A 20,574-nucleotide genomic window follows, 5' to 3' on the forward strand; every position below is an offset into this window, starting at 1 on the left:
AAAGCGCTGTGCCAGCATCGTGGAAATCCACCACTTTCCTCACCATCGTTTCCGGGTAGAATGCTCGTTCGCATGCGGCCTCAGGGCTGCACGGGCGACTCACGGGGCCGCCCTCCATCCCTACGTGTGGAAGATCCTGCCGATATGTTTGCGCCTTTGTTAAAAAAACTTTTTGGAAGCAAGAACGAGCGTGAAATCAAACGCATGCTCAAGACGGTGAGCACCGTCAATGCCTTCGAAGAGAAGATGGTGGCCCTCTCCGACGAGCAGCTGCGGGGCAAGACCGCAGAGTTCAAGGAGCGTCTGGCCAAAGGCGAGACTCTAGACCAGCTGCTGCCCGAAGCCTTCGCCGTGGCCCGCGAGGCCGGCAAGCGCGTGATGGGCATGCGTCACTTCGATGTCCAGCTGATCGGCGGCATGACCTTGCACGAAGGCATGATCGCAGAAATGCGCACCGGTGAAGGCAAGACCTTGGTCGGTACCCTGGCCGTGTACCTCAACGCATTGTCCGGCAAGGGCGTGCACGTGGTCACCGTCAACGACTACCTGGCCCGCCGCGACGCCAACTGGATGCGTCCGCTGTACGAGTTCCTCGGCCTCAACGTCGGCATCGTCTCGGCCTTCCAGCCGCCTGAAGAAAAGCGCGCCGCCTATGCCGCCGATATCACCTACGGCACCAACAACGAATTCGGTTTCGACTACCTGCGCGACAACATGGCGTTCAGCCAGGACGAGAAGTTCCAGCGTGAGCTGAACTTCGCCGTGATCGACGAAGTCGACTCGATCCTCATCGACGAGGCGCGCACCCCGCTGATCATCTCCGGCCAGGCCGAGGACAGCTCCAAGCTGTACATCGAGATCAACCGCCTGATCCCGCGTCTGACCCAGCACATCGAGGAAGTCGAAGGCCAGGTGACCCAAGAGGGCCACTACACCATCGACGAGAAGAGCCGCCAGGTCGAACTGAACGAGGCCGGCCACCAGTTCATCGAGGACATGCTGACCCAGTCCGGCCTGCTGGCCGAGGGCGAGAGCCTGTACTCGGCGCACAACCTGAGCCTGCTGACCCACGTCTACGCCGGCCTGCGCGCGCACAAGCTGTTCCACCGCAACGTCGAGTACATCGTCCAGGAAGGCCAGATCCTCCTGATCGACGAGCACACTGGCCGCACCATGCCGGGCCGCCGCCTGTCCGAAGGCCTGCACCAGGCCATCGAGGCCAAGGAAAACCTGAACATCCAGGCCGAGAGCCAGACCCTGGCCTCGACCACCTTCCAGAACTACTTCCGCCTCTACACCAAGCTGTCCGGCATGACCGGTACCGCCGACACCGAGGCGTTCGAGTTCGCCCAGATCTACAACCTCAACGTGATGGTCATCCCACCGAACAAGCCGTTGGCCCGCAAGGACTTCAACGACCTGGTGTACCTGACCGCCGACGAGAAGTACGCCGCGATCATCGCCGACATCAAGGAAAGCATGGCCCATGGCCGTCCGGTCCTGGTCGGTACCGCGACCATCGAAACCTCCGAGCACATGTCCAACCTGCTCAAGAAGGAAGGTATCGACCACAAGGTCCTGAACGCCAAGTACCACGAGAAAGAAGCCGAGATCATCGCGCAAGCCGGTGCTCCAGGCGCACTGACCATCGCCACCAACATGGCCGGTCGTGGTACCGACATCCTGCTGGGCGGTAACTGGGAGGCCGAAGTGGCCGCCCTGGACAACCCGACCGCCGAGCAGATCGCCCAGATCAAGGCCGACTGGCAGAAACGTCACCAGCAGGTACTGGAAGCCGGTGGCCTGCACGTGATCGCCTCCGAGCGCCATGAGTCGCGCCGTATCGACAACCAGCTGCGTGGCCGTGCCGGCCGTCAGGGTGACGCCGGTTCCAGCCGCTTCTACCTGTCGCTGGAAGACAGCCTGATGCGCATCTTCGCCTCCGACCGGGTGAAGAACTTCATGAAGGCGCTGGGGATGCAGTCCGGCGAGGCCATCGAGCATCGCATGGTGACCAACGCCATCGAGAAGGCACAGCGCAAGGTCGAAGGCCGCAACTTCGACATCCGCAAGCAACTGCTCGAATACGACGACGTGGCCAACGAGCAGCGCAAGGTGATCTACCACATGCGCAACAGCCTGCTGGCCGCCGAGAACATCGGCGACACCATCGCCGAGTTCCGCCAGGAAGTGCTCGATGCCACCATCAGTCAGCACATCCCGCCGCAATCGCTGCCCGAGCAGTGGGACGTGGCCGGCCTGGAAGCTTCGCTGGCCAGCGATTTCGCCATCAAGTTGCCGATCCAGCAGTGGCTCGACGAGGACGACCACCTCTATGAGGAAACCCTGCGCGAGCGGCTGATCAAGGAAATCACCGACGCCTACAACGAGAAGGAAGACCAGGCCGGTATCGACGCCCTGCGCACCTTCGAGAAGCAGATCCTGCTGCGCGTGCTGGACGACCTGTGGAAAGACCACCTGTCGACCATGGACCACCTGCGCCACGGTATCCACCTGCGCGGCTATGCGCAGAAGAACCCGAAGCAAGAGTACAAGCGCGAGTCGTTCACCCTGTTCCAGGAGCTGCTGGAGTCGATCAAGCGCGACACCATCCGCGTGCTCTCGCACGTCCAGGTGCGCCGCGAAGATCCGGCCGAGGAAGAGGCGCGCCTGCGCCGCGAGGCCGAGGAACTGGCCAGCCGCATGCAGTTCCAGCACGCCGCCGCCCCGGGCCTGGAAGGCGAGCAGCTGGCCGAGGAGGGCGCCGAAGTCGCCGTGGCCTCCGCGCCGGTTCGCAACGACATGAAGCTGGGCCGCAACGAGCCGTGCTGGTGTGGTTCGGGCAAGAAATTCAAGCATTGCCACGGTCAGATCGAGTAATCGATCCTGCGTGACATCCGAGGGGCCGCGTTGCGGCCCTTTCGCGACACAAGGCCGCTCCCACAGGTACAGCGCTCGGCTAAAGAGCAGCGCAGTCTCTGTGGGAGCGGCCTTGTGTCGCGATGGGCTGCGAAGCGGCCCCCGCTCTTCCCTCAGGTAACCGGCCGACATTAAGATCGTCCGACGTCGTCACATCCCTTGTTTTCCATAGGAGCGCTCTAATGGCTGTTGGTCTTGGTCCCCTGCCCACCCTGCACCCGGTTCCCGGTTTCGAACTCGGTATCGCCTCGGCGGGCATCAAGCGCCCAGGGCGCAAGGATGTGGTGGTGATGCGCTGCGCCGAAGGCTCCAGCGTCGCCGGCGTGTTCACCCTCAACGCCTTCTGCGCGGCCCCGGTGATCCTTTCCAAGCAGCGTGTGCAGGGCACCGTGCGTTACCTGCTGACCAACACCGGCAACGCCAACGCCGGCACCGGCGCGCCGGGCCTGGCCGCCGCCGAGCGCACCTGCGCCAAGCTGGCGGAGCTTGCCGGCGTGCCGGCTGAATCCGTGCTGCCGTTCTCCACCGGCGTGATCGGCGAGCCGCTGCCGGTCGAGAAGATCGAAGGCGCGCTGCAGGCCGCCCTGGACAACCTGTCGGAAAACCACTGGGCCGAAGCCGCCACCGGCATCATGACCACCGACACCCTGCCCAAGGGCGCCAGCCGCCAGTTCCAGTACGATGGCAAGACCATCACCGTTACTGGCATCAGCAAGGGCGCCGGCATGATCCGCCCGAACATGGCCACCATGCTCGGCTACATCGCCACCGACGCCAAGGTCGCCCCGGCGGTGCTCAAGGACCTGATGCTCGACGGCGCCAACAAGTCGTTCAACCGCATCACCATCGACGGCGACACTTCGACCAACGACTGCTGCATGCTGATCGCCACCGGCAAGGCCGATGTGCCGGAAGTCACCGAGGCCAGCGGCGCACTGTTCGAGGCGCTGAAAAAAGCGGTGTTCGAGGTGTGCATGGAGGTGGCCCAGGCCATCGTCCGTGACGGCGAAGGCGCCACTAAGTTCGTCACCGTGCAGGTCAACGGTGGTGGCAACCATCAGGAGTGCCTGGACGTCGGCTACGCCGTGGCCCACTCGCCGCTGATCAAGACCGCGCTGTTCGCCTCCGACCCCAACTGGGGCCGTATCCTTGCCGCAGTCGGTCGTGCCGGCGTGCCGGCGTTGGACGTCAGCCTGATCGATGTGTACCTGGACAGCGTGTGCATCGCCAGCAAGGGCGGACGCAGCCCGAGCTACACCGAGGACCAGGGCGCCAAGGTGATGGCCCAGGAGGAGATCACCATCCGCATCGAGCTGGGCCGTGGCCAGTGCAGCGAAACCATCTGGACCACTGACCTGTCCCACGAGTACGTGAAGATCAACGCCGAATACCGCACCTGATCCATCGCGGGGCAAGCCCGCTCCCACGCAGACTGTCGTGGGAGCGGGCTTGCCCCGCGACTACTGCACACTGCCCGCAACATGGAGCCGAACCATGAGCTATCACCTGATCATCGGCGACAAGCTGTATTCCTCCTGGTCGCTACGCGGCGCCCTGGCCCTCGAGCTGGCCGGCGTCCCCTACGAAGAAACCCTGGTCAAGCTCAACCAGCCTGACACCCGCCAGCGCCTGCTGGCTTTCTCGGCCACCGCCAAGGTGCCGCTGCTGCAGAGCGAGCACGGCGTGATCGCCGACTCCCTGGCCATCGCCGAATACCTCAACGAACGCCACCCCGAGGCCCGCCTGTGGCCCGAGGACGTCGCCGCCCGTGCCCAGGCCCGTTCGGCCTGCGCGCAGATGCACAGCGGCTTCTTCGCCCTGCGCGGCGCCATGCCGTTCGATATGTCCCGTGACGAAGCACTGGCCGAGGTGCCGCTGGACGTGCAGGTCGATATCGACCGCATCGTCGCCCTGTGGAACGAATGCCGCGTGGTCGCCAAGGACACCGGTCCGTTCCTGTTCGGCCGGCCAACCCTGGCCGATGCATTCTTCGCCCCGGTGGCCGTGCGCCTGCGCACCTACCGCGTCGCGGTGCCGGCCGAAGCGGCCGCCTACATCGAGACCATCTACCAATGGCCGGCCTTCCAGGCCTGGCAACAAGCTGGCCTGGCGGAGCGTGAAGGGTGAAACGGATTCATGTAGTCGCAGCGGTCATTCGTGGTGCCGACGGGCGGATCCTGATCGCCCGCCGCGCCGATACCCAGCACCAGGGCGGCCTGTGGGAGTTCCCCGGCGGCAAGCTGGAGGAGGGCGAGGGCGTCGAGGCGGCGCTGGCCCGCGAGCTGCGCGAGGAGCTGGGTATCGAGGTCGCGGCTTCACGGCCGTTGATCAAGGTCAGTCACGACTATCCGGACAAGCAGGTGCTGCTGGATGTGCGTGAAGTGCACGCCTTTACCGGCGAGCCCCACGGCGCCGAGGGGCAGCCCTTGGCCTGGGTGGCACCGCGTGACCTTGGCCAATATGAGTTCCCCGAGGCCAACAAGCCGATCGTCGCCGCAGCGCGCCTGCCAGACCAGTACCTGATCACGCCGGACGGGCTGGAAGTGCCAGAGCTGCTCAAGGGCATCCAGAAGGCTGTGGCCAGCGGCATCAAGCTGATCCAGCTGCGCGCCCCGGACATGTACGACCCCAAGTACCGCGATGTGGCGGTGGACGCGGTCGGCTTGTGCGCGGGCAAGGCTCAATTGATGCTCAAGGGGCCGTTGGAATGGCTGGGCGACTTCCCGTCGGCCGGCTGGCACCTGACCGCCGCGCAGTTGCGCAAGTACGCGGCCAAGGGGCGTCCATTCCCGAAGGAGCGCTGGCTGGCGGCGTCCTGCCACAGTGCCGAGGAACTGGCGCTGGCTGAGCAGATGGGGGTGGATTTCGTCACCCTGTCACCGGTGCAGGCGACCCAGACTCATCCCGAGGCGGTGCCGTTGGGGTGGGATGAAGCGCAGCGGTTGATCGGCGGGATCAGCCATCCGGTGTTTCTGCTCGGCGGGGTCGGGCCTGGCGAGCGGGAGCGGGCCTGGGAGGTTGGGGCGCAGGGTGTTGCGGGGATCCGGGCGTTCTGGCCTGAGAACTGAGTAATTGGGGCCGCTTTACGGCCTATCGCGACACAAGGCCGCTCCTACAGGGATCGCGCGGTCCTCTGTAGGAGCGGCCTTGTGCCGCGAATGGGCTGCGAAGCAGCCCCAGCAATCTCAAGCCTCAGGTTTAGGCGCAGGCTGCCACAATACCTCGTCCACACCCTGTCGCCGCCCAATGATCCGGGCCGCGACGAACAGCAGGTCCGACACCCGGTTGATATAGGCCAGCCCCACTCCCTCCAACGGTTCCAGCGCATTCAGCTGTTGGCAACGCCGTTCCGCCGCCCGCGCCGCACTGCGGCAGACATGGGCCTGGGCCACCAGCATCGAGCCCCCGGGCAGGATGAAATTCTTCAGCGGCCCCAACTCTTCGTTCCAGCGGTCGATGGCCGCCTCCAGGCGTTCCACCTCGGCAATGTTCAACGCCTGGTAGCTGGGCATCGCCAGCTCCCCGCCGAGGTCGAACAATCGGTGCTGACAAGGCGCCAGCACCTCGATCAGTTCGCCAAGTCCGGCCTCGGCCAGCCCGGCCAGCAGCACGCCCAACTGGCTGTTGAGGCTGTCCACCTCGCCGATCGCCTCGATCCGCGGATGGTCCTTGGGCACCCGGCGGCCGTCGCCCAGGCCGGTTTCGCCTTTGTCGCCGGTGCGGGTGTAGATCTTCGACAGGCGATAGCCCATGTCATGTCTCCGTCTGGATGGTGGTCGGCTGGGCCGGGTTCAGGGGCAGGCGCAGGGTGAAGCAGGTGCCCTGGCCGGGGGTGGACTGCACTTCCATCTGCCCCTTGTGGTTGTTAGTGATGATGAAGTACGACACCGACAGGCCCAGGCCGGTGCCCTGGCCGATTTCCTTGGTGGTGAAGAACGGCTCGAAGGTGCGCTTGCGCACGGTCTCGGGCATGCCGACGCCATTGTCCTCGACCTGGATTTCCGCCCACGGCGGGTTGAGCCGGGTGCGCAGGGTGATGCGCCCTGGTTCGCTGGGCTGCGGGCGCTGGTGGATGGCCTGGGCGGCGTTTTTCAGCAGGTTCAACAGCACCTGTTCGAGTTCGTTGGCGGTGCAGGGCACCGGGCCCAGTTGCGGGTCGAACTGGCGGACGATGGCCTGGCCCTTGAAGTCGAAGCCGATGGCCAGGTCGAAGTCGTTGCCGGCGATCTCCACGGCCTGGTCGATCAGCGCCGGTAGCTCGCAAGGGGCCAGTTGGCGGTTGCTGCGGCGGCTGAAGCTGAGCATGTGGGTGACGATCTTGGCCGCTCGGGCGCCGGCCTGCTGGATGCCGTCGAGCAGTTGCGGCACCTCGCGGCTTTCCAGGTAGCGGTTGACGGCCGGCAGGTCGATGCCCAGCTCGCCGGCCTGTTCCTGGTTGCGCGGCAGGTCCGGCGACAGGCGCCGGCGGATGTTCTGCACGTTGTGCAGGATGGCGCCCAACGGGTTGTTGATCTCGTGGGCCATGCCTGCGGCCAGGCCGCCGACCGAGAGCATCTTCTCCGATTGCACCATCATCTCTTCCAGGGACAGGCGCTGGGTGATGTCGTCGATGCGGATCACCACGCCACGGCCAGCGCCACCCATCAGCGGGTAGAAGGTCAGGGCATAGTGGCGCAGGTCTTCGCCCTTGGGCCAGGTGACCCGTTCGATCTTGGCCACCCGGTGTTTCTCCACGCTCTCCTTGAGCTGCGGCAGGAAGGGCTTGAGCGGCTCAAAGGCGAGGAACACCGGCTGGTTCAGTGCCTCGTCCAGCGGTGTGCCGGAGAGCACCGTGGCCTCGTGGTTCCACTGGGTGACGTAGAGCTGCTCGTCGAGGGCGATCAGCGCCGAAGGCATGGAATCGATAATGCTGTTCAGGTAGTTCTGAAAGCCTGTGAGCTTCTTCTCGATCTTGCTGCGCACCTGGACTTCAAGTTCCAGCTTGCGGTTGGTGTGGCGGGTTTCCTCGGCCAGGCCCTGGGCCTGGTCGTAGGCGTCCTGGAACTCGTCGCGGGTGCGCTTGAGCTGCTGCTCGCGGGCCTCGATGCGCGACAGCATGGTGTTGAACGCCTCGGCCAGGCTGCCGATCTCGTCGTCGTTGCCGCGCTGGGCGCGCAGGGCATAGCTCTCCTCGCGGGTGACCTGGCGGGTCAGCTCTTCGAGGCGATTGATCGGCACGGTGATCAGGCGCTTGATCTGCCGGGCGATGACCAGCCACAGCAGTATGCTGAACACCAGGATGGCCAGGCTGGCGGAGAGGGTGCCGGTGTAGAACGCGGTGGGCAGCTCGCTGCTGGCTACCAGCAGCAGGTGCGCGGGCGGGGCGGCGCTACGCGGCAGGCGGATCAGCTGGGTGCTGCGAAACTCCATCAGGCGCCAGCCGTCGATGTTGCGGTAGCGCTTGGGCAGGGTCAGCGGGTCGCCGTGCTGCAGCTGGGCCAGCATCTGCCCATCGCCGCCATAGATCGCGGCGGCGCGCAACGGCGAGTAGCTGTCGAGCTCCTTGAGCAGCGCCGTGGCGTTCTCCGTCGAGTCGCCGGCGCGCGCGGACAGCTGCGGGTTGGAGACCAGCCGACCGATGGTCTGCAGGGCCTGGGGCGCCATGCTTTCCTGGGTGATCCAGTAGGCGGCGCTGATGAAGGCGAGGTTGGCCACCAGCAGGATGGTCACCAGCAGCACCAGCAGGGCCGCCAGCAGTTTCTGCCCGACCGGGAGGTTTTCCAGGCGTTGACGCAGGGTCATGGGTGAAGAGGTGTCCTGTCCTGTGGATAAGGGGCGTCAGTCGCTGCGCAAGCCGCGTGCCTCGAGGTTTGCCATCAGGCGCCGGCGCAACTTTTCCAGATGCGGCACGCTGGCGCCATGCCGCGCAGCGACACGGCAGGCGTGGCCGAGCAGGTAGTGGACCTCGGTGCGCCGGCGATGGCGGACGTCCTGGTACATGGAAGAGTAGTTGGCCGCGGTGGCGAGGATCACCCGCTGCACTTCCTCGTGCAGGTCGTTGGCGGCCTCGGGCTGGCCGCAGCGGCGCAGCAGGCCGGCCAGTTCGTCGCACAGCTGGTCGACCTCGGCCAGGTGGCCGAGCAGGCCGCCGTTCTGGCAGTCGTGCAGCACGGTGAGCGGGTTGATCGCGCAGTTGAGCGCCAGCTTGCGCCACAGGCGGGTGGGGATATCGAGCGCCCACTGGGCCGGGATGCCGGCGTCGTGCAGATCCTCGAACCAGGATGGGACGTTGGGATTGGCCGGGTCGCCCAGCCAGTTGAAGCCGTGGCCGGCGAAGCGTACCTGCCAGTCGGCTTCGCGGAACGCGCCCTCGGTGCTGGAGGCGAAGATGCAGCGGGCGTGGGGCACCTGGTCGGCGACTTCGTCCTGGCTGCCCAGGCCGTTCTGCAACAGCACCAGCTCGGCGCCGTTGGCCAGCCGCGGGGCCAGGCGGGCCACGGCGGGCGCGGCGTCGTAGGCCTTGCAGGCGACCAGCAGGCGATGGATCGGGCCGGAGGCGTCGGCAGTCTCCGCAGGGATCGCGTAGTGCTGGGCGCCGTCCTGTTCGACCAGGGTCAGTCCGCCGCCGTGCTCATAGGCGGCCAGGCGCTGCTGGTCACGCAGGATCAGGCGGACCGCCTTGCCGGCGCGGGCCAGGCGACAGGCCCAGAGGCTGCCGAGGCTACCGGCGCCGAGAATATGCCAGGTGCTGCTCATCTGCGTTTCGCAACCCGTTATAATGAGTCCGCATTTTAACCATCAAACCCGACGCGCTCCATCTTCAGGCCGAGCGCGCTTTTTTTTCTGGAGATCATCCATGCCTTCGTTCGACGTGGTATCGGAACTGGACAAGCACGAAGTGCAGAACGCCGTCGACAACGCCATCAAGGACCTCGACCGCCGTTACGACCTCAAGGGCAAGGGCACCTTCGAGTTCAAGGACAAGGAGCAGACCGTGCTGCTGACCGCCGAGGAGGAGTTCCAACTCGAGGCGATGCTGGAAATCCTGCGCCTGGCGCTGGTCAAGCGCAAGATCGACGTCAAATGCCTGGAAACCAAGGACCCCTACGCATCCGGCAAGGAAAAGAAACAGGAAGCCAAGTTCCGCGAAGGCATCGACAAGGACCTGGCCAAGAAGATCGTCGCCACCATCAAGGACGGCAAGCTCAAGGTCCAGGCCGCCATCCAGGGCGAGCAGGTTCGCGTGACCGGCAAGAAGCGTGACGACCTGCAGGAAGCCATCGCCCTGCTGCGCACCAAGGAATTCGACATGCCGCTGCAGTTCAACAACTTCCGCGACTGATACTCGGCGGCCCGGAACCTTGATGGCGCAGTGATGTCCATCGGGGTCCGGGCCGCTTGCTTTGCGTTGCCCGCCTCATCGTGTACTTGCCGTTCGGCATCAGGAGATAAACATGGATTTGAACGCTGAAGTCGATCAGCTGGTCCGCCAATCGCAAACCTGGCTCCCCTTGATCATGGAGTACGGCAGCCGCCTGTTGCTGGCGCTGCTGACCCTGGCCATTGGCTGGTGGATCATCAACAAGGTCAGCGCCCGCCTGGGCAAGCTGGTCGGCCTGCGCGCCGACGCGGCGCTGCAGGGCTTCATCAGCACCCTGGCCAACATCGTGCTGAAGGTGCTGCTGATGGTCAGCGTGGCGTCGATGATCGGCATCGAGACCACCTCGTTCGTCGCCGCCATCGGTGCCGCGGGCCTGGCCATCGGCCTGGCCTTGCAGGGGAGCCTGGCGAACTTCGCCGGCGGCGTGCTGATCCTGATGTTCCGTCCGTTCCGCATCGGTGACTGGATCGAGGCGCAAGGTGTCGCGGGCACCGTGGACAGCATCCAGATCTTCCACACCGTGCTGCGCACCGGCGACAACAAGACGGTGATCATGCCCAACGGCAGCCTGTCCAACGGCATCATCACCAACACCAACCGCCAGCCGACCCGCAAGGTGGTGTTCGACGTGGGCGTGGACTACGACGCCGACCTGCAGAAGGCGCGCAACGTGCTGCTGGAGCTGGCCCAGGACCCGCGCGTGCTGCAGGATCCGGCGCCACAGGCGGTGATCTCGACCCTGGGTGACAGCTCGATCACCGTGTCGCTGCGCATCTGGGTCAAGACCGCCGACTACTGGGACGTGTTGTTCATGCTCAACGAGCATGCCCGCGACCGCCTCAAGGCCGAAGGGATCGACATTCCGTTTCCGCAGCGGGTGATCCGCGTGGTGCAGGAGGCGGCGGTCCAGTAACGCCGCGTCGCTTCCCATCGCGGGGCAAGCCCGTTCCCACATGGCCAGTGCCGGTCTTGTGGGAGCGGGCTTGCCCCGCGATGCTTTTCAAGACCCTTACACTTGTTCACAGCCGGGTACTGTCATTTCTGGCATATACCTTGATCCTGCCTACAAACCCGATGTCTGCCATGAAACCTTTGCTGTATATCACTCCCTTGCGCGCCTTGCTGTTCGGCCTGACCCTGGCGCTGTTCGAATTGCTGACCTATCTCGCCAGCGATGCGGTCATGCCCGCCATGCCGGTAGTCGTCGGCGATCTTCAGGCCAGCCCCGAGTACATTCCCCACGCCCTGAACTTGTACCTGCTGGGCGGGGTACTGCTGCAGTGGCTGATCGGCCCGCTGGCGGATCGCTACGGCCGACGCCCGTTGCTGCTGGGCGGCTGCATCTTCTTCGGCCTGGCTTGCCTGGCGACCTTCTGGGTGCAGGACATCGGCCTGTTCAACCTGTTGCGCCTGTTGCAGGGTATCGGCCTGGGTTTCGTGGTCACGGTCAGCTACCCGGCGCTCAACGAAGCGTTCAGCGAAGCAGACGCGGTGCGCATGATGGCGCTGCTGGCCAATATCGCCCTGCTGTCGCCGCTGCTCGGCCCGCTGGTGGGCACCCTGATGCTGCAATGGCTGGACTGGCGCTGGCTGTTCGTGGCGTTTGCCGCGGGCGCGGTGCTGTGCTGGCTGCTGCTCTACCGGCTGATGCCGGAAACCCTGGGTGTGGAGCGTCGCGACGGTTCGCGCCTGCCGTTCACGCCCATCCACCTGCTGCCGTTGCTGGCAGGCTACGGCCAGTTGCTGGGCAATCGGCGCTTCGTGGCCGGCAGTGCGGCGCTGGGGTTGGTGGGGCTGCCGCTGATCGGCTGGATCGGCCTGTCGCCGGTGCTGCTGATCCATGACGAAGGCCTGAGTACCCTGGAATACGCGCTGTGGCAGCTGCCGGTATTCGGTGGGCTGATCATGGGTAACCTGATCATCAACCGCATTGCCGATCGGTATCCGTTGCCGGCGCTGGTTCGCGGGGCCCTTTGGCCATACCTGGCGGGCCTGTCGCTGATGGTCGCGGCGACCTGGTATTGGCCGACGGTGCCCAGCGTGGTGGCCGGCATGTCGCTGTACGCGCTGGGGCTTGGAGTGGCCAACGCGGTGTTGTATCGCATGACGCTGTTCTCCAGCGAGCAGAGCAAGGGCCTGGTCTCGGCGATGCTGGGGATGATCACCATCGCCTTGCTGGGGCTGGGAGGCGCGGTGTTGGCGATGCTCGGAGCGGGTGCCAGCCTGATGCACTTTGCCGTGGCGGCAGGCATTGCAGGGGCGCTGGCGCTTTGGCCGTTGTGGTTCGTGGTGGGCAGGCGCTCCGGGGAAGGGGCTGTGACACAGTAGAAACATCGCGGGGCAAGCCCGCTCCCACGCAGTCAGTCATCATTTAGTCTGGATGCGTGGGAGCGGGCTTGCCCCGCGATAAGGCCGGTGAAGGCCTAGTTTTGTTCAGCCGCCGGACTCTCCACCGGCACCGGCTTTCCCCGACCAACCTCCTGCCGCCAGTGCAGGGCGATCAGCACCAGCGTCGGCACGCCCAGCAGCGCGGTGATCAGGAAGAAGTCGTGGTAGCCGAACTTCTCCACCATCACCCCGGAATAGCCACCGATCAAACGCGGCAGCAACAGCATGATCGAGCTCAGCAGCGCGTACTGGGTAGCCGAAAACTTCAGGTTGGTCAGGCTCGACAGGTAGGCGACGAAGGCTGACGTGGCCAACCCCGAGCTGAAGTTGTCCAGCGAAATGGTCACCACCAGCATTTCCAGGTTCGGGCCCATGTCGGCCAGCATCAGGAACAGGATGTTGGTCGCCGCCGAGGCCGCGCCGCCGATGAACAGGATCGGCAGGATGCCGAAACGCACGATCAGCAGGCCACCGGCACCGGCGCCCACCAGGGTCATGATCAGGCCGAAGATCTTGCTGACGCTGGCGATCTGGTCCTTGGTGAAGCCCATGTCGATGTAGAACACGTTGGCCATCACGCCCATCACTGTGTCGGACATGCGGTAGGTGGCGATCAGTCCGAGCAGCAGCAGGGCCTGCCAGCGGTAGCGCGCGATGAAGTCGTTGACCGGTGTGAGCACCGGCGCCAGGCCGCGACGGCCCAGGGACGACAGGCACGCCCAGGTCAGCAGCACGTAGAGGATCAGGCGCAGGAAGGCGCGGTCCTCGAGCAGCAGGTCGAGCATGGTCGAGTCGCCGAACACCACGCTGGCCCAGTCGGTGTTGAACAGCTGGGTGAAGCTGGCGGGCACCGAGACCAACAGGATGATCAGCACGAACACCGACGCCAGCTGGTGCATCAGGCCGTAGCGGGCCGCCGACAGCTGGGTGCGCAGGGGCACCGGCGGTTCGCGCATCACCAGGGTGGTGAACAGCGCGGGCAGCATCAGTACGCCGAACAGCACGTAGGTGCCGGTCCAGGCCTGGTGCAGGTAGCTGAATCCGGTGGAGCCGAACCACTCGGCGAAGAACAGCGCGCCGGCGGTGGCGAGCAGCGCGGCAACCCGGTATCCGGCCATGTAGCTGGCGGCCAGGGCGGCCTGGCGCTGGTCGTCGGCGATCTCCAGGCGGTAGGCGTCGACGGCGATGTCCTGGGTGGCCGAGGCGAAGGCCACCAGCACCGCCAGGGCGATCAGCCACGACAGGTGTTTCTGCGGGTCGCAGAAGCCCATGCCGACCAGCCCGAGCACCACCAGCACCTGGGACAACAGCAGCCACGAACGACGACGGCCCATGCCACCGAGCAGCGGCAGGCGCCATTGGTCGAGCAGCGGCGACCAGACCCACTTGAAGGCGTAGGCCAGGCCGATCAGGCTGGCATAGCCGATGGTCTCACGCGCCACACCCGCCTCGCGCAGCCAGACCGAAAGCGTCGAGAACACCAGCATGTACGGCAGGCCGGCGGCGAATCCGAGCAGCAAAAGCACCAAAGTTGACGGGCTGGCATAGGCAGCGAGCGCAGCGCGCCAGGTTTTACGGGGCATGGGCCAACATCTGCCTCAAGGTTTGCGAAAACAAAGCGCGCACTCTAACCGCTGTGCTCCATTGGACGCCAGCCATGGCGCGCCATATCCACACGATTATTGGCCACATTCACGCCTTCTGCGCGCAGACGGGCGCGTTGTTCGTCGCCCGACGGCGTGCCAAGGGCCAGGCTCAGCCGACCGCCGGCACCCAGCACCCGGTGCCAGGGTAGGCGAGTGTCCGCTGGCAACTGCCCCAGGGTACGCCCGACCCAGCGTGCGGCACGGCCGAGGCCGGCCAGCTCGGCCAGTTGTCCGTAGCTGACCACCTTGCCGGCGGGCACCTGGCCCAGCACCGAGTACAGTGCCATTCGTCGGGCCTCGGCGTCTTCCGGCGGGGAGGGTGGCGGCATGGACATCACGGAGTACCTGGCCTGCGGATGAAACCGGACAGGCGGTCCGGGCAAATGCGAGTGGAACTCATCGGCATGGTCTGGGTCTGTCCTTGCTCAGGTTGTCGGTATCTGGATAATGCCCGGCTTTTTCGTCGAATCGAACCCGTATTGCGCTTATGTCTTCTAGAACCCTGCTTTGCCTCATCGCCGCGTCCCTCTGTACCCCCGTGCTCGCCGACACCGTGTGGATGAAGAACGGTGACCGCCTGAGTGGCAAGATCAAGGTCTTCGACGGCGGCAAGCTGCTGCTGGAGACGCCCTATGGCGGTTCGATCGCCCTGGACTGGAAACAGGTGCAGACGCTGGAGAGCGACCAGGAACTGCTGGTCAAGCAGGACGCCTACTCCGGCGAGAAGGCCAAGTCGCTCAAGGCTGCCGAACCGGGCAAGGTGACCCTGGCCAACGGCGATGCGCCGAAGACCGTCGAGCTGGCCAGCATCGAGCAGATCATGAAGCCACGGCCGGTGGTCGAGGACTTCCTGTGGAAGGGCAATGTCGATGTGGCCATGGACTACAAGCGCGCCGAGAACAATACCGACGACTACGACGTCAGCTTCAAGACCACCGCCCGCCATGGCCGTTGGCGGCACAACGCCGAGGGCGAGTACAACCGCGAGACCAAGGACGACGTCACCACCACCAACAACTGGAGCGCCGAGTACGCCCTGGACCGCTTCATCACCGAGAAGTGGTTCTGGCAGGGGCGCCTGGAGTACAAGCGCGACCATATCGAAGACCTGGCGCGCCAGCGTACCGTCGGTACCGGCCCGGGCTACCAGTTCTGGGATGACGAACTGGGCGCGTTCTCGCTGGGTTCGCTGATCAACCGAACCGATTTCGAATACCGCGATGGCGGCAAGGACAACTTCTATGCCGCCGCCGTGAAGTGGGACTACAACCGCTACCTGATCGGCAAGAAGGTGGAGTTCTTCACCAATGGTGAGGTTGGCAAGCCGCTGGGTGGGGTGGCCGAGTACGCGCTGGATGCCGAGATGGGGCTGCGCTACAAGGTCACCGAGTGGGCTTCGCTCAACCTGAAGGCGGAGAAGGACCTGATCAAGGGCACCCGCGACAGCGACCTGGACAAGACCCGCTATACCGCCGGGTTTGGTGTTACCTGGTAAGTCGGCAGCGTGCTTTTTGTGTAGGAGCGGCCTTGTGTCGCGATAGGGCCGCAAAGCGGCCCCAGGATCTCGGCAACAAGGCAGACATTGCCGGGGCCGCGTTGCGGCCCTTTCGCGACACAAGGCCGCTCCTACAGGGATATGCATAGATCTACACGGCAGCAGACCCAGTGGCAGACGCAGGTGATAATGCTTATCTTGTCACCCATCCAGTCCGCCGCCAGGAGCCTCTCCAGTGAGTACCAACGCCCTTCGCCCCGCCCGGGAACTGCTGCTCAAGGAGTACCGTGGCGTTCTCTCGACCCACTCCAAGTCCATGCCCGGCTATCCCTTCGGCTCGGTGGTGCCTTATTGCCTGGACGCCGAGGGCCATCCGCTGATCCTCATCAGCCGTATCGCCCAGCACACCCACAACCTGCAGAAAGACCCCAAGTGTTCGCTATTGGTGGGCGAGCGCGACGCCGAGGACGTCCAGGCAGTCGGGCGCCTGACGGTGATGGCCGAGGCGCGCAAGCTGAGCGACGAGACAGCCATCGAGGCTGCCGCGGCCCGCTACTACCGGTACTTCCCTGAATCGGCCAATTACCACAAGGCCCACGACTTCGACTTCTGGGTGCTCGAGCCGGTACGCCACCGCTACATCGGCGGTTTCGGTGCGATCCACTGGCTCGACCAGGTGACCCTGGCCAATCCCTTCGCGGGCAAGGCCGAGGTCAGCATGATCGAGCATATGAACAGCGACCACGCCAATGCCATCGCCCATTACGTCGAACTGACCGATCTGCCGCGCACGGCGCCGGCCGAAATGGTCGGCATCGACAGCGAAGGCATGCACCTGCGTATCGGCCAGGGGGTGTACTGGCTGGCCTTCCCGAACATTTGCAACACGCCGACACAAGTCCGCGAAGCCTTGGTTTTGCTGGCCCGCGCTGACCAGTGGCCGGTTGCGGAAAGCGTCGAGGGTTGAAAACAGGCGTCGAGGCATCCATCTGATGGTCTTACAGGAAGATTCTCTTCCGTCGAGGAACCCTTGATGCGTGCTTTTCTACTGCTGTTACTGCTTTTTCCCGTGCTGGAGCTGTTCGTGTTCGTCAAGGTCAGCGCGGCCATCGGTTTCTTTCCGGCGCTGCTGCTGATCATCGCCGGTTCCGCTCTGGGTGTGCTGGTGATGCGTGTGGCCGGCCTGGCCACCGCCCTGCGTGCCCGGGAGAGCCTGCAGCGCGGCGAACTGCCAGCTGAGGACATGTTCCAAGGCCTGATGCTCACCGTTGGTGGTGGTCTGCTGCTGTTGCCTGGCTTCATCAGCGATGTGCTGGGCCTGCTGTGCCTGTTGCCGTTCACCCGCCGCCTGGTTGCCGGAAAGCTGCGTCGCCGCGCCGAGGAACAGGCCCTGCGCCAGCGTGCGTTCCAGGATGACCCATTCCAGGCCCAGCCCCGCGATGGTGGCCATCGTCCGAACGTGATCGAGGGCGAGTACGAGCGCCGCGACAAATAACACCGATTTTTCGTGGGAGCGGGCTTGCCCCGCGATGGCCTCTGGGTTGGGCTCATCGTGGGGCAGGCCCGCTTCCACGATGACCTTTTGAAAAATTTTCCGCTCAAGCCTTGTAATTGTTTTTAGCGGCCTCATGTATGTGTCACCGCAAGGTTTCTGGTGGCGACACCAGACATGACATAGGTGGTTCGCCCGGTGCGGGCCACGCCCGGCAACGCCGGATCGAATCAACCCGCCGGTGTCGACACCGGCCGATGAAAACCACAATTTGGGAGAGATCGACAATGAAGCTTCGTCCTCTGCATGACCGCGTCGTTATCCGTCGCAGCGAAGAAGAATCGAAAACCGCTGGCGGTATCGTCCTGCCGGGTTCGGCCGCTGAAAAACCAAACCGCGGCGAAGTCGTTGCCGTCGGCACCGGTCGTATCCTGGACAACGGCGAAGTACGCGCGCTGGCCGTGAAAGTGGGTGACAAAGTGGTTTTCGGCCCTTACTCGGGCAGCAACACCGTGAAAGTCGATGGCGAAGACCTGCTGGTCATGGCCGAGAACGAAATCCTGGCCGTTATCGAAGCCTGATTTCTCCCCGACTTCCCGTTATTCCAAAGAATTCCAAGGATTAAACGATCATGGCTGCTAAAGACGTAAAATTCGGCGATTCCGCCCGTAAGAAAATGCTGGTTGGTGTCAACGTTCTGGCTGACGCGGTAAAAGCGACCCTGGGCCCGAAAGGCCGCAATGTGGTCCTGGCCAAGAGCTTCGGCGCGCCGACCATCACCAAGGACGGCGTTTCCGTCGCCAAAGAGATCGAGCTCAAGGACGCTTTCGAGAACATGGGCGCCCAGCTGGTCAAGGAAGTCGCTTCCAAGGCCAACGACGCTGCCGGTGACGGCACCACCACCGCCACCGTCCTGGCCCAGGCCATCGTCAACGAAGGCCTGAAGGCCGTCGCTGCCGGCATGAACCCGATGGATCTGAAGCGCGGTATCGACAAGGCCACTGCTGCCGTTGTTGCCGAACTGAAAAACCTGTCCAAGCCATGCGCCGACTCCAAGGCCATCGCTCAGGTCGGCACCATCTCCGCCAACTCCGACAACTCCATCGGTGAAATCATCGCCGAAGCCATGGAAAAAGTCGGTAAAGAAGGCGTGATCACCGTTGAAGAAGGCTCGGGCCTGGAAAACGAACTGTCCGTCGTAGAAGGCATGCAGTTCGACCGTGGCTACCTGTCGCCGTACTTCGTCAACAAGCCGGACACCATGGTTGCCGAGCTGGAAGGCGCGCTGCTGCTGCTGGTCGACAAGAAGATCTCCAACATCCGCGAGCTACTGCCAGTACTGGAAGCCGTTGCCAAGGCCGGCCGTCCGCTGCTGATCGTTGCCGAGGACGTCGAGGGCGAGGCCCTGGCCACCCTGGTGGTCAACAACATGCGCGGCATCGTCAAGGTTGCCGCGGTCAAGGCCCCGGGCTTCGGCGACCGCCGCAAGGCCATGCTGCAGGACATCGCCGTCCTGACCGGCGGTACCGTAATCTCCGAAGAGATCGGCCTGTCCCTGGAAACCGCCACCCTGGAGCACCTGGGTAACGCCAAGCGCGTGATCCTGTCCAAGGAAAACACCACCATCATCGACGGTGCTGGCGAAGAAGCCGACATCCAGGCTCGCGTCACCCAGATCCGCGCCCAGGTTGCCGACACCACTTCGGACTACGACCGTGAGAAGCTGCAAGAGCGTCTGGCCAAGCTGGCTGGCGGTGTTGCCGTGATCAAGGTCGGTGCCGGTACCGAAGTTGAGATGAAAGAGAAGAAAGCCCGCGTCGAAGACGCCCTGCACGCTACCCGTGCAGCCGTCGAAGAAGGCGTGGTGCCTGGCGGTGGTGTTGCCCTGGTTCGCGCCCTGGCGGCCATTGTCAACCTGAAAGGCGACAACGAAGACCAGAACGTCGGTATCGCCCTGCTGCGTCGCGCCGTCGAAGCCCCGCTGCGTCAGATCACTGCCAACGCCGGCGACGAGCCAAGCGTTGTCGCTGACAAGGTCAAGCAAGGTTCGGGCAACTTCGGCTACAACGCCGCTACCGGCGAATACGGCGACATGATCGAGATGGGTATCCTGGACCCAGCCAAGGTCACCCGTTCGGCCCTGCAAGCCGCAGCTTCGATCGGTGGTCTGATGATCACCACCGAAGCCATGGTTGCCGACCTGCCGGAAGACAAGCCAGCTGCTGGCATGCCTGACATGGGCGGCATGGGTGGCATGGGCGGCATGATGTAAGCCAGCCTTACCCCCTGCACCAAGAAAAAGCCCCGCCTAATGCGGGGCTTTTTCGTTTGCCATGTCTGGCGTTGTCGCAAGCGTGGGAGCGGGCTTGCCCCGCGATTGCTCATCAGACGGCGCGGTGTTCGGCCACTGGTGCCCTGGCAACGCCTCTGCGATACAGCACCAGGTAGTACGACCCCAGCCCGATCAACCAGCAGAACACCGCCGTCCACACGTTATGCGACAGGAAGTGCGCGCCCTGCATCATTCGCCCGATCGAAAGCACCGAGCCGGCCACGAAGGCCATCGCCAGCGCCACCCGTGCCAGGCGCGGACGTCGGTCGCGCAGCATGAAGAACAGGCCGAACAGGCAGAACCCAGTGGCCGCATGGCCACCAGGCCAGCACAATCCGGGCTTGTCAGTGGCTGGGCGCGGTTCCAGCAGCTTGCTGTAGGTTTCCTTGCCGCCGAACTGGGTCAGACTCCACGGGCATTGCACCTGGGTCACCTTCTTCAGCGGCGTGACGAACGCCGTGGAAAGCCCCAGGGCCAGCACCAGGCAGCCCAGTTCGCGGCGCCAGCCGAACAGTCGAGGCCAGAAGAAGCTTGCAACGAATGCAAGGATGCTGAACACGCCAAGGACGATCACGCCCTGCTTGACCCGGTCATGCAGGATGGTCTCCAGCAGGTAGCTGTGACGGCCGATGAACTGACCAACTGCCGGGTCGTAAAACAGGTTGGCCACGTCCATGTCCAGAGAGGTCCATTCGAGCAGGATCAGGGCCACGGCAGTGATGAAAGGGATGCCTAGATACAGCCACGGGTTGATCGGGCGAGGGCGGACGAATACCTGCATGGTGACTCCAGAGGATGGAAAAGACCGCGCATTGTCAGGTGCCCGCTATCCTGTGTGCGTGAATGATCGGTGAAAAAACTGTCAAGTTCGGTGATTTCGAGCCAGGGCATGGCACCATGCAGGCATTGGCCGTAAGCTGCGCCTGCCGCGCCCGGCGAAGC

18 protein-coding genes are annotated in these 20,574 nt (G+C 64.4%); 12 read left to right on the plus strand and 6 right to left on the minus strand.

The genetic code is table 11. The annotated features are described in order from the left end of the window. Positions 1–144: 144 nt before the first annotated feature. From secA to HU751_RS13355, 4 genes are all read left to right on the plus strand, one after another. Positions 145–2,880: a preprotein translocase subunit SecA gene (gene secA, locus HU751_RS13340; RefSeq protein WP_028689731.1), complete on the plus strand. Its 2,736-nt coding sequence runs from the start codon at positions 145–147 to the stop codon at positions 2,878–2,880. 221 nt (positions 2,881–3,101) lie between these two features. Then, a complete protein-coding gene (gene argJ / locus HU751_RS13345; RefSeq protein WP_062575065.1) occupies positions 3,102–4,319 on the plus strand; it encodes a bifunctional glutamate N-acetyltransferase/amino-acid acetyltransferase ArgJ in 1,218 nt (405 codons plus the stop codon). A gap of 94 nt (positions 4,320–4,413) precedes the next feature. Next, the gene (locus HU751_RS13350; RefSeq protein ID WP_186731948.1) at positions 4,414–5,046 is read left to right on the plus strand and encodes a glutathione S-transferase family protein; all 633 of its coding nucleotides are present in this window, start codon (positions 4,414–4,416) and stop codon (positions 5,044–5,046) included. After that, on the plus strand, positions 5,043–5,987 hold the full coding sequence (locus HU751_RS13355; RefSeq protein ID WP_186731949.1) for a Nudix family hydrolase: 945 nt from the start codon (positions 5,043–5,045) through the stop codon (positions 5,985–5,987). Before HU751_RS13350 ends, HU751_RS13355 begins: the two co-directional genes overlap by 4 nt. A gap of 117 nt (positions 5,988–6,104) precedes the next feature. Here the strand turns inward: HU751_RS13355 and HU751_RS13360 are convergent, their stop codons facing one another. Genes HU751_RS13360 through HU751_RS13370 form a run of 3 tightly spaced genes read right to left on the minus strand, consistent with a single transcriptional unit; the run spans position 6,105 to position 9,654 of the window. Further along, positions 6,105–6,671, minus strand: coding sequence for a cob(I)yrinic acid a,c-diamide adenosyltransferase (locus tag HU751_RS13360; RefSeq protein ID WP_186594287.1), 567 nt, complete (start codon positions 6,669–6,671; stop codon positions 6,105–6,107). Between the two features lies 1 nt (position 6,672). Next, positions 6,673–8,700, minus strand: coding sequence for a sensor histidine kinase (locus HU751_RS13365; RefSeq protein ID WP_050703859.1), 2,028 nt, complete (start codon positions 8,698–8,700; stop codon positions 6,673–6,675). 36 nt (positions 8,701–8,736) lie between these two features. Then, positions 8,737–9,654, minus strand: coding sequence for a putative 2-dehydropantoate 2-reductase (locus HU751_RS13370; protein WP_186731950.1), 918 nt, complete (start codon positions 9,652–9,654; stop codon positions 8,737–8,739). 100 nt (positions 9,655–9,754) lie between these two features. On the opposite strand from HU751_RS13370, the gene HU751_RS13375 reads away from it, so the two are divergent. The 3 genes from HU751_RS13375 (at position 9,755) to HU751_RS13385 (ending at position 12,607) form a co-directional block, all read left to right on the plus strand. Next, a complete protein-coding gene (locus HU751_RS13375) occupies positions 9,755–10,240 on the plus strand; it encodes a YajQ family cyclic di-GMP-binding protein (RefSeq protein ID WP_011535522.1) in 486 nt (161 codons plus the stop codon). Positions 10,241–10,352: 112 nt separating this feature from the next. Beyond that, positions 10,353–11,192, plus strand: coding sequence for a mechanosensitive ion channel family protein (locus HU751_RS13380; protein ID WP_186731951.1), 840 nt, complete (start codon positions 10,353–10,355; stop codon positions 11,190–11,192). A 170-nt stretch (positions 11,193–11,362) separates the two neighbouring features. Beyond that, a complete protein-coding gene (locus HU751_RS13385; RefSeq protein WP_186731952.1) occupies positions 11,363–12,607 on the plus strand; it encodes an MFS transporter in 1,245 nt (414 codons plus the stop codon). A 95-nt stretch (positions 12,608–12,702) separates the two neighbouring features. Here HU751_RS13385 and HU751_RS13390 read toward each other — a convergent pair whose 3' ends face one another. Both HU751_RS13390 and HU751_RS13395 read right to left on the minus strand, forming a co-directional pair. Continuing rightward, on the minus strand, positions 12,703–14,250 hold the full coding sequence (locus HU751_RS13390) for an AmpG family muropeptide MFS transporter (RefSeq protein WP_050703863.1): 1,548 nt from the start codon (positions 14,248–14,250) through the stop codon (positions 12,703–12,705). A gap of 44 nt (positions 14,251–14,294) precedes the next feature. Then, positions 14,295–14,648: an MGMT family protein gene (locus tag HU751_RS13395; protein ID WP_110739830.1), complete on the minus strand. Its 354-nt coding sequence runs from the start codon at positions 14,646–14,648 to the stop codon at positions 14,295–14,297. Positions 14,649–14,800: 152 nt separating this feature from the next. Between HU751_RS13395 and HU751_RS13400 the strand changes: the two genes are divergently transcribed. The 5 genes from HU751_RS13400 to groL all read left to right on the plus strand — a co-directional run bounded on the left by HU751_RS13400 (position 14,801) and on the right by groL (position 19,572). Further along, positions 14,801–15,808, plus strand: a complete 1,008-nt coding sequence (locus HU751_RS13400) for a DUF481 domain-containing protein (RefSeq protein ID WP_050703865.1) — start codon at positions 14,801–14,803, stop codon at positions 15,806–15,808. 235 nt (positions 15,809–16,043) lie between these two features. Then, on the plus strand, positions 16,044–16,775 hold the full coding sequence (locus HU751_RS13405; RefSeq protein ID WP_186731953.1) for a HugZ family pyridoxamine 5'-phosphate oxidase: 732 nt from the start codon (positions 16,044–16,046) through the stop codon (positions 16,773–16,775). 66 nt (positions 16,776–16,841) lie between these two features. After that, on the plus strand, positions 16,842–17,303 hold the full coding sequence (locus HU751_RS13410) for an FxsA family protein (RefSeq protein WP_050703867.1): 462 nt from the start codon (positions 16,842–16,844) through the stop codon (positions 17,301–17,303). A 284-nt stretch (positions 17,304–17,587) separates the two neighbouring features. Further along, positions 17,588–17,881 carry a co-chaperone GroES gene (locus tag HU751_RS13415; protein WP_028689692.1) on the plus strand — a complete coding sequence of 98 codons (294 nt, stop codon included), beginning with the start codon at positions 17,588–17,590 and terminating at the stop codon, positions 17,879–17,881. 50 nt (positions 17,882–17,931) lie between these two features. Continuing rightward, on the plus strand, positions 17,932–19,572 hold the full coding sequence (gene groL, locus HU751_RS13420) for a chaperonin GroEL (RefSeq protein WP_186714038.1): 1,641 nt from the start codon (positions 17,932–17,934) through the stop codon (positions 19,570–19,572). A 112-nt stretch (positions 19,573–19,684) separates the two neighbouring features. Here the strand turns inward: groL and HU751_RS13425 are convergent, their stop codons facing one another. Then, positions 19,685–20,413 (minus strand): phosphatase PAP2 family protein, encoded by a 729-nt coding sequence (locus HU751_RS13425; protein ID WP_186731954.1) that lies wholly within the window; start codon positions 20,411–20,413, stop codon positions 19,685–19,687. Between the last annotated feature and the right edge of the window lie 161 nt (positions 20,414–20,574).

Source organism: Pseudomonas peradeniyensis, from assembly GCF_014268935.2.
In the GTDB taxonomy this organism is placed as follows: domain Bacteria; phylum Pseudomonadota; class Gammaproteobacteria; order Pseudomonadales; family Pseudomonadaceae; genus Aquipseudomonas; species Aquipseudomonas peradeniyensis.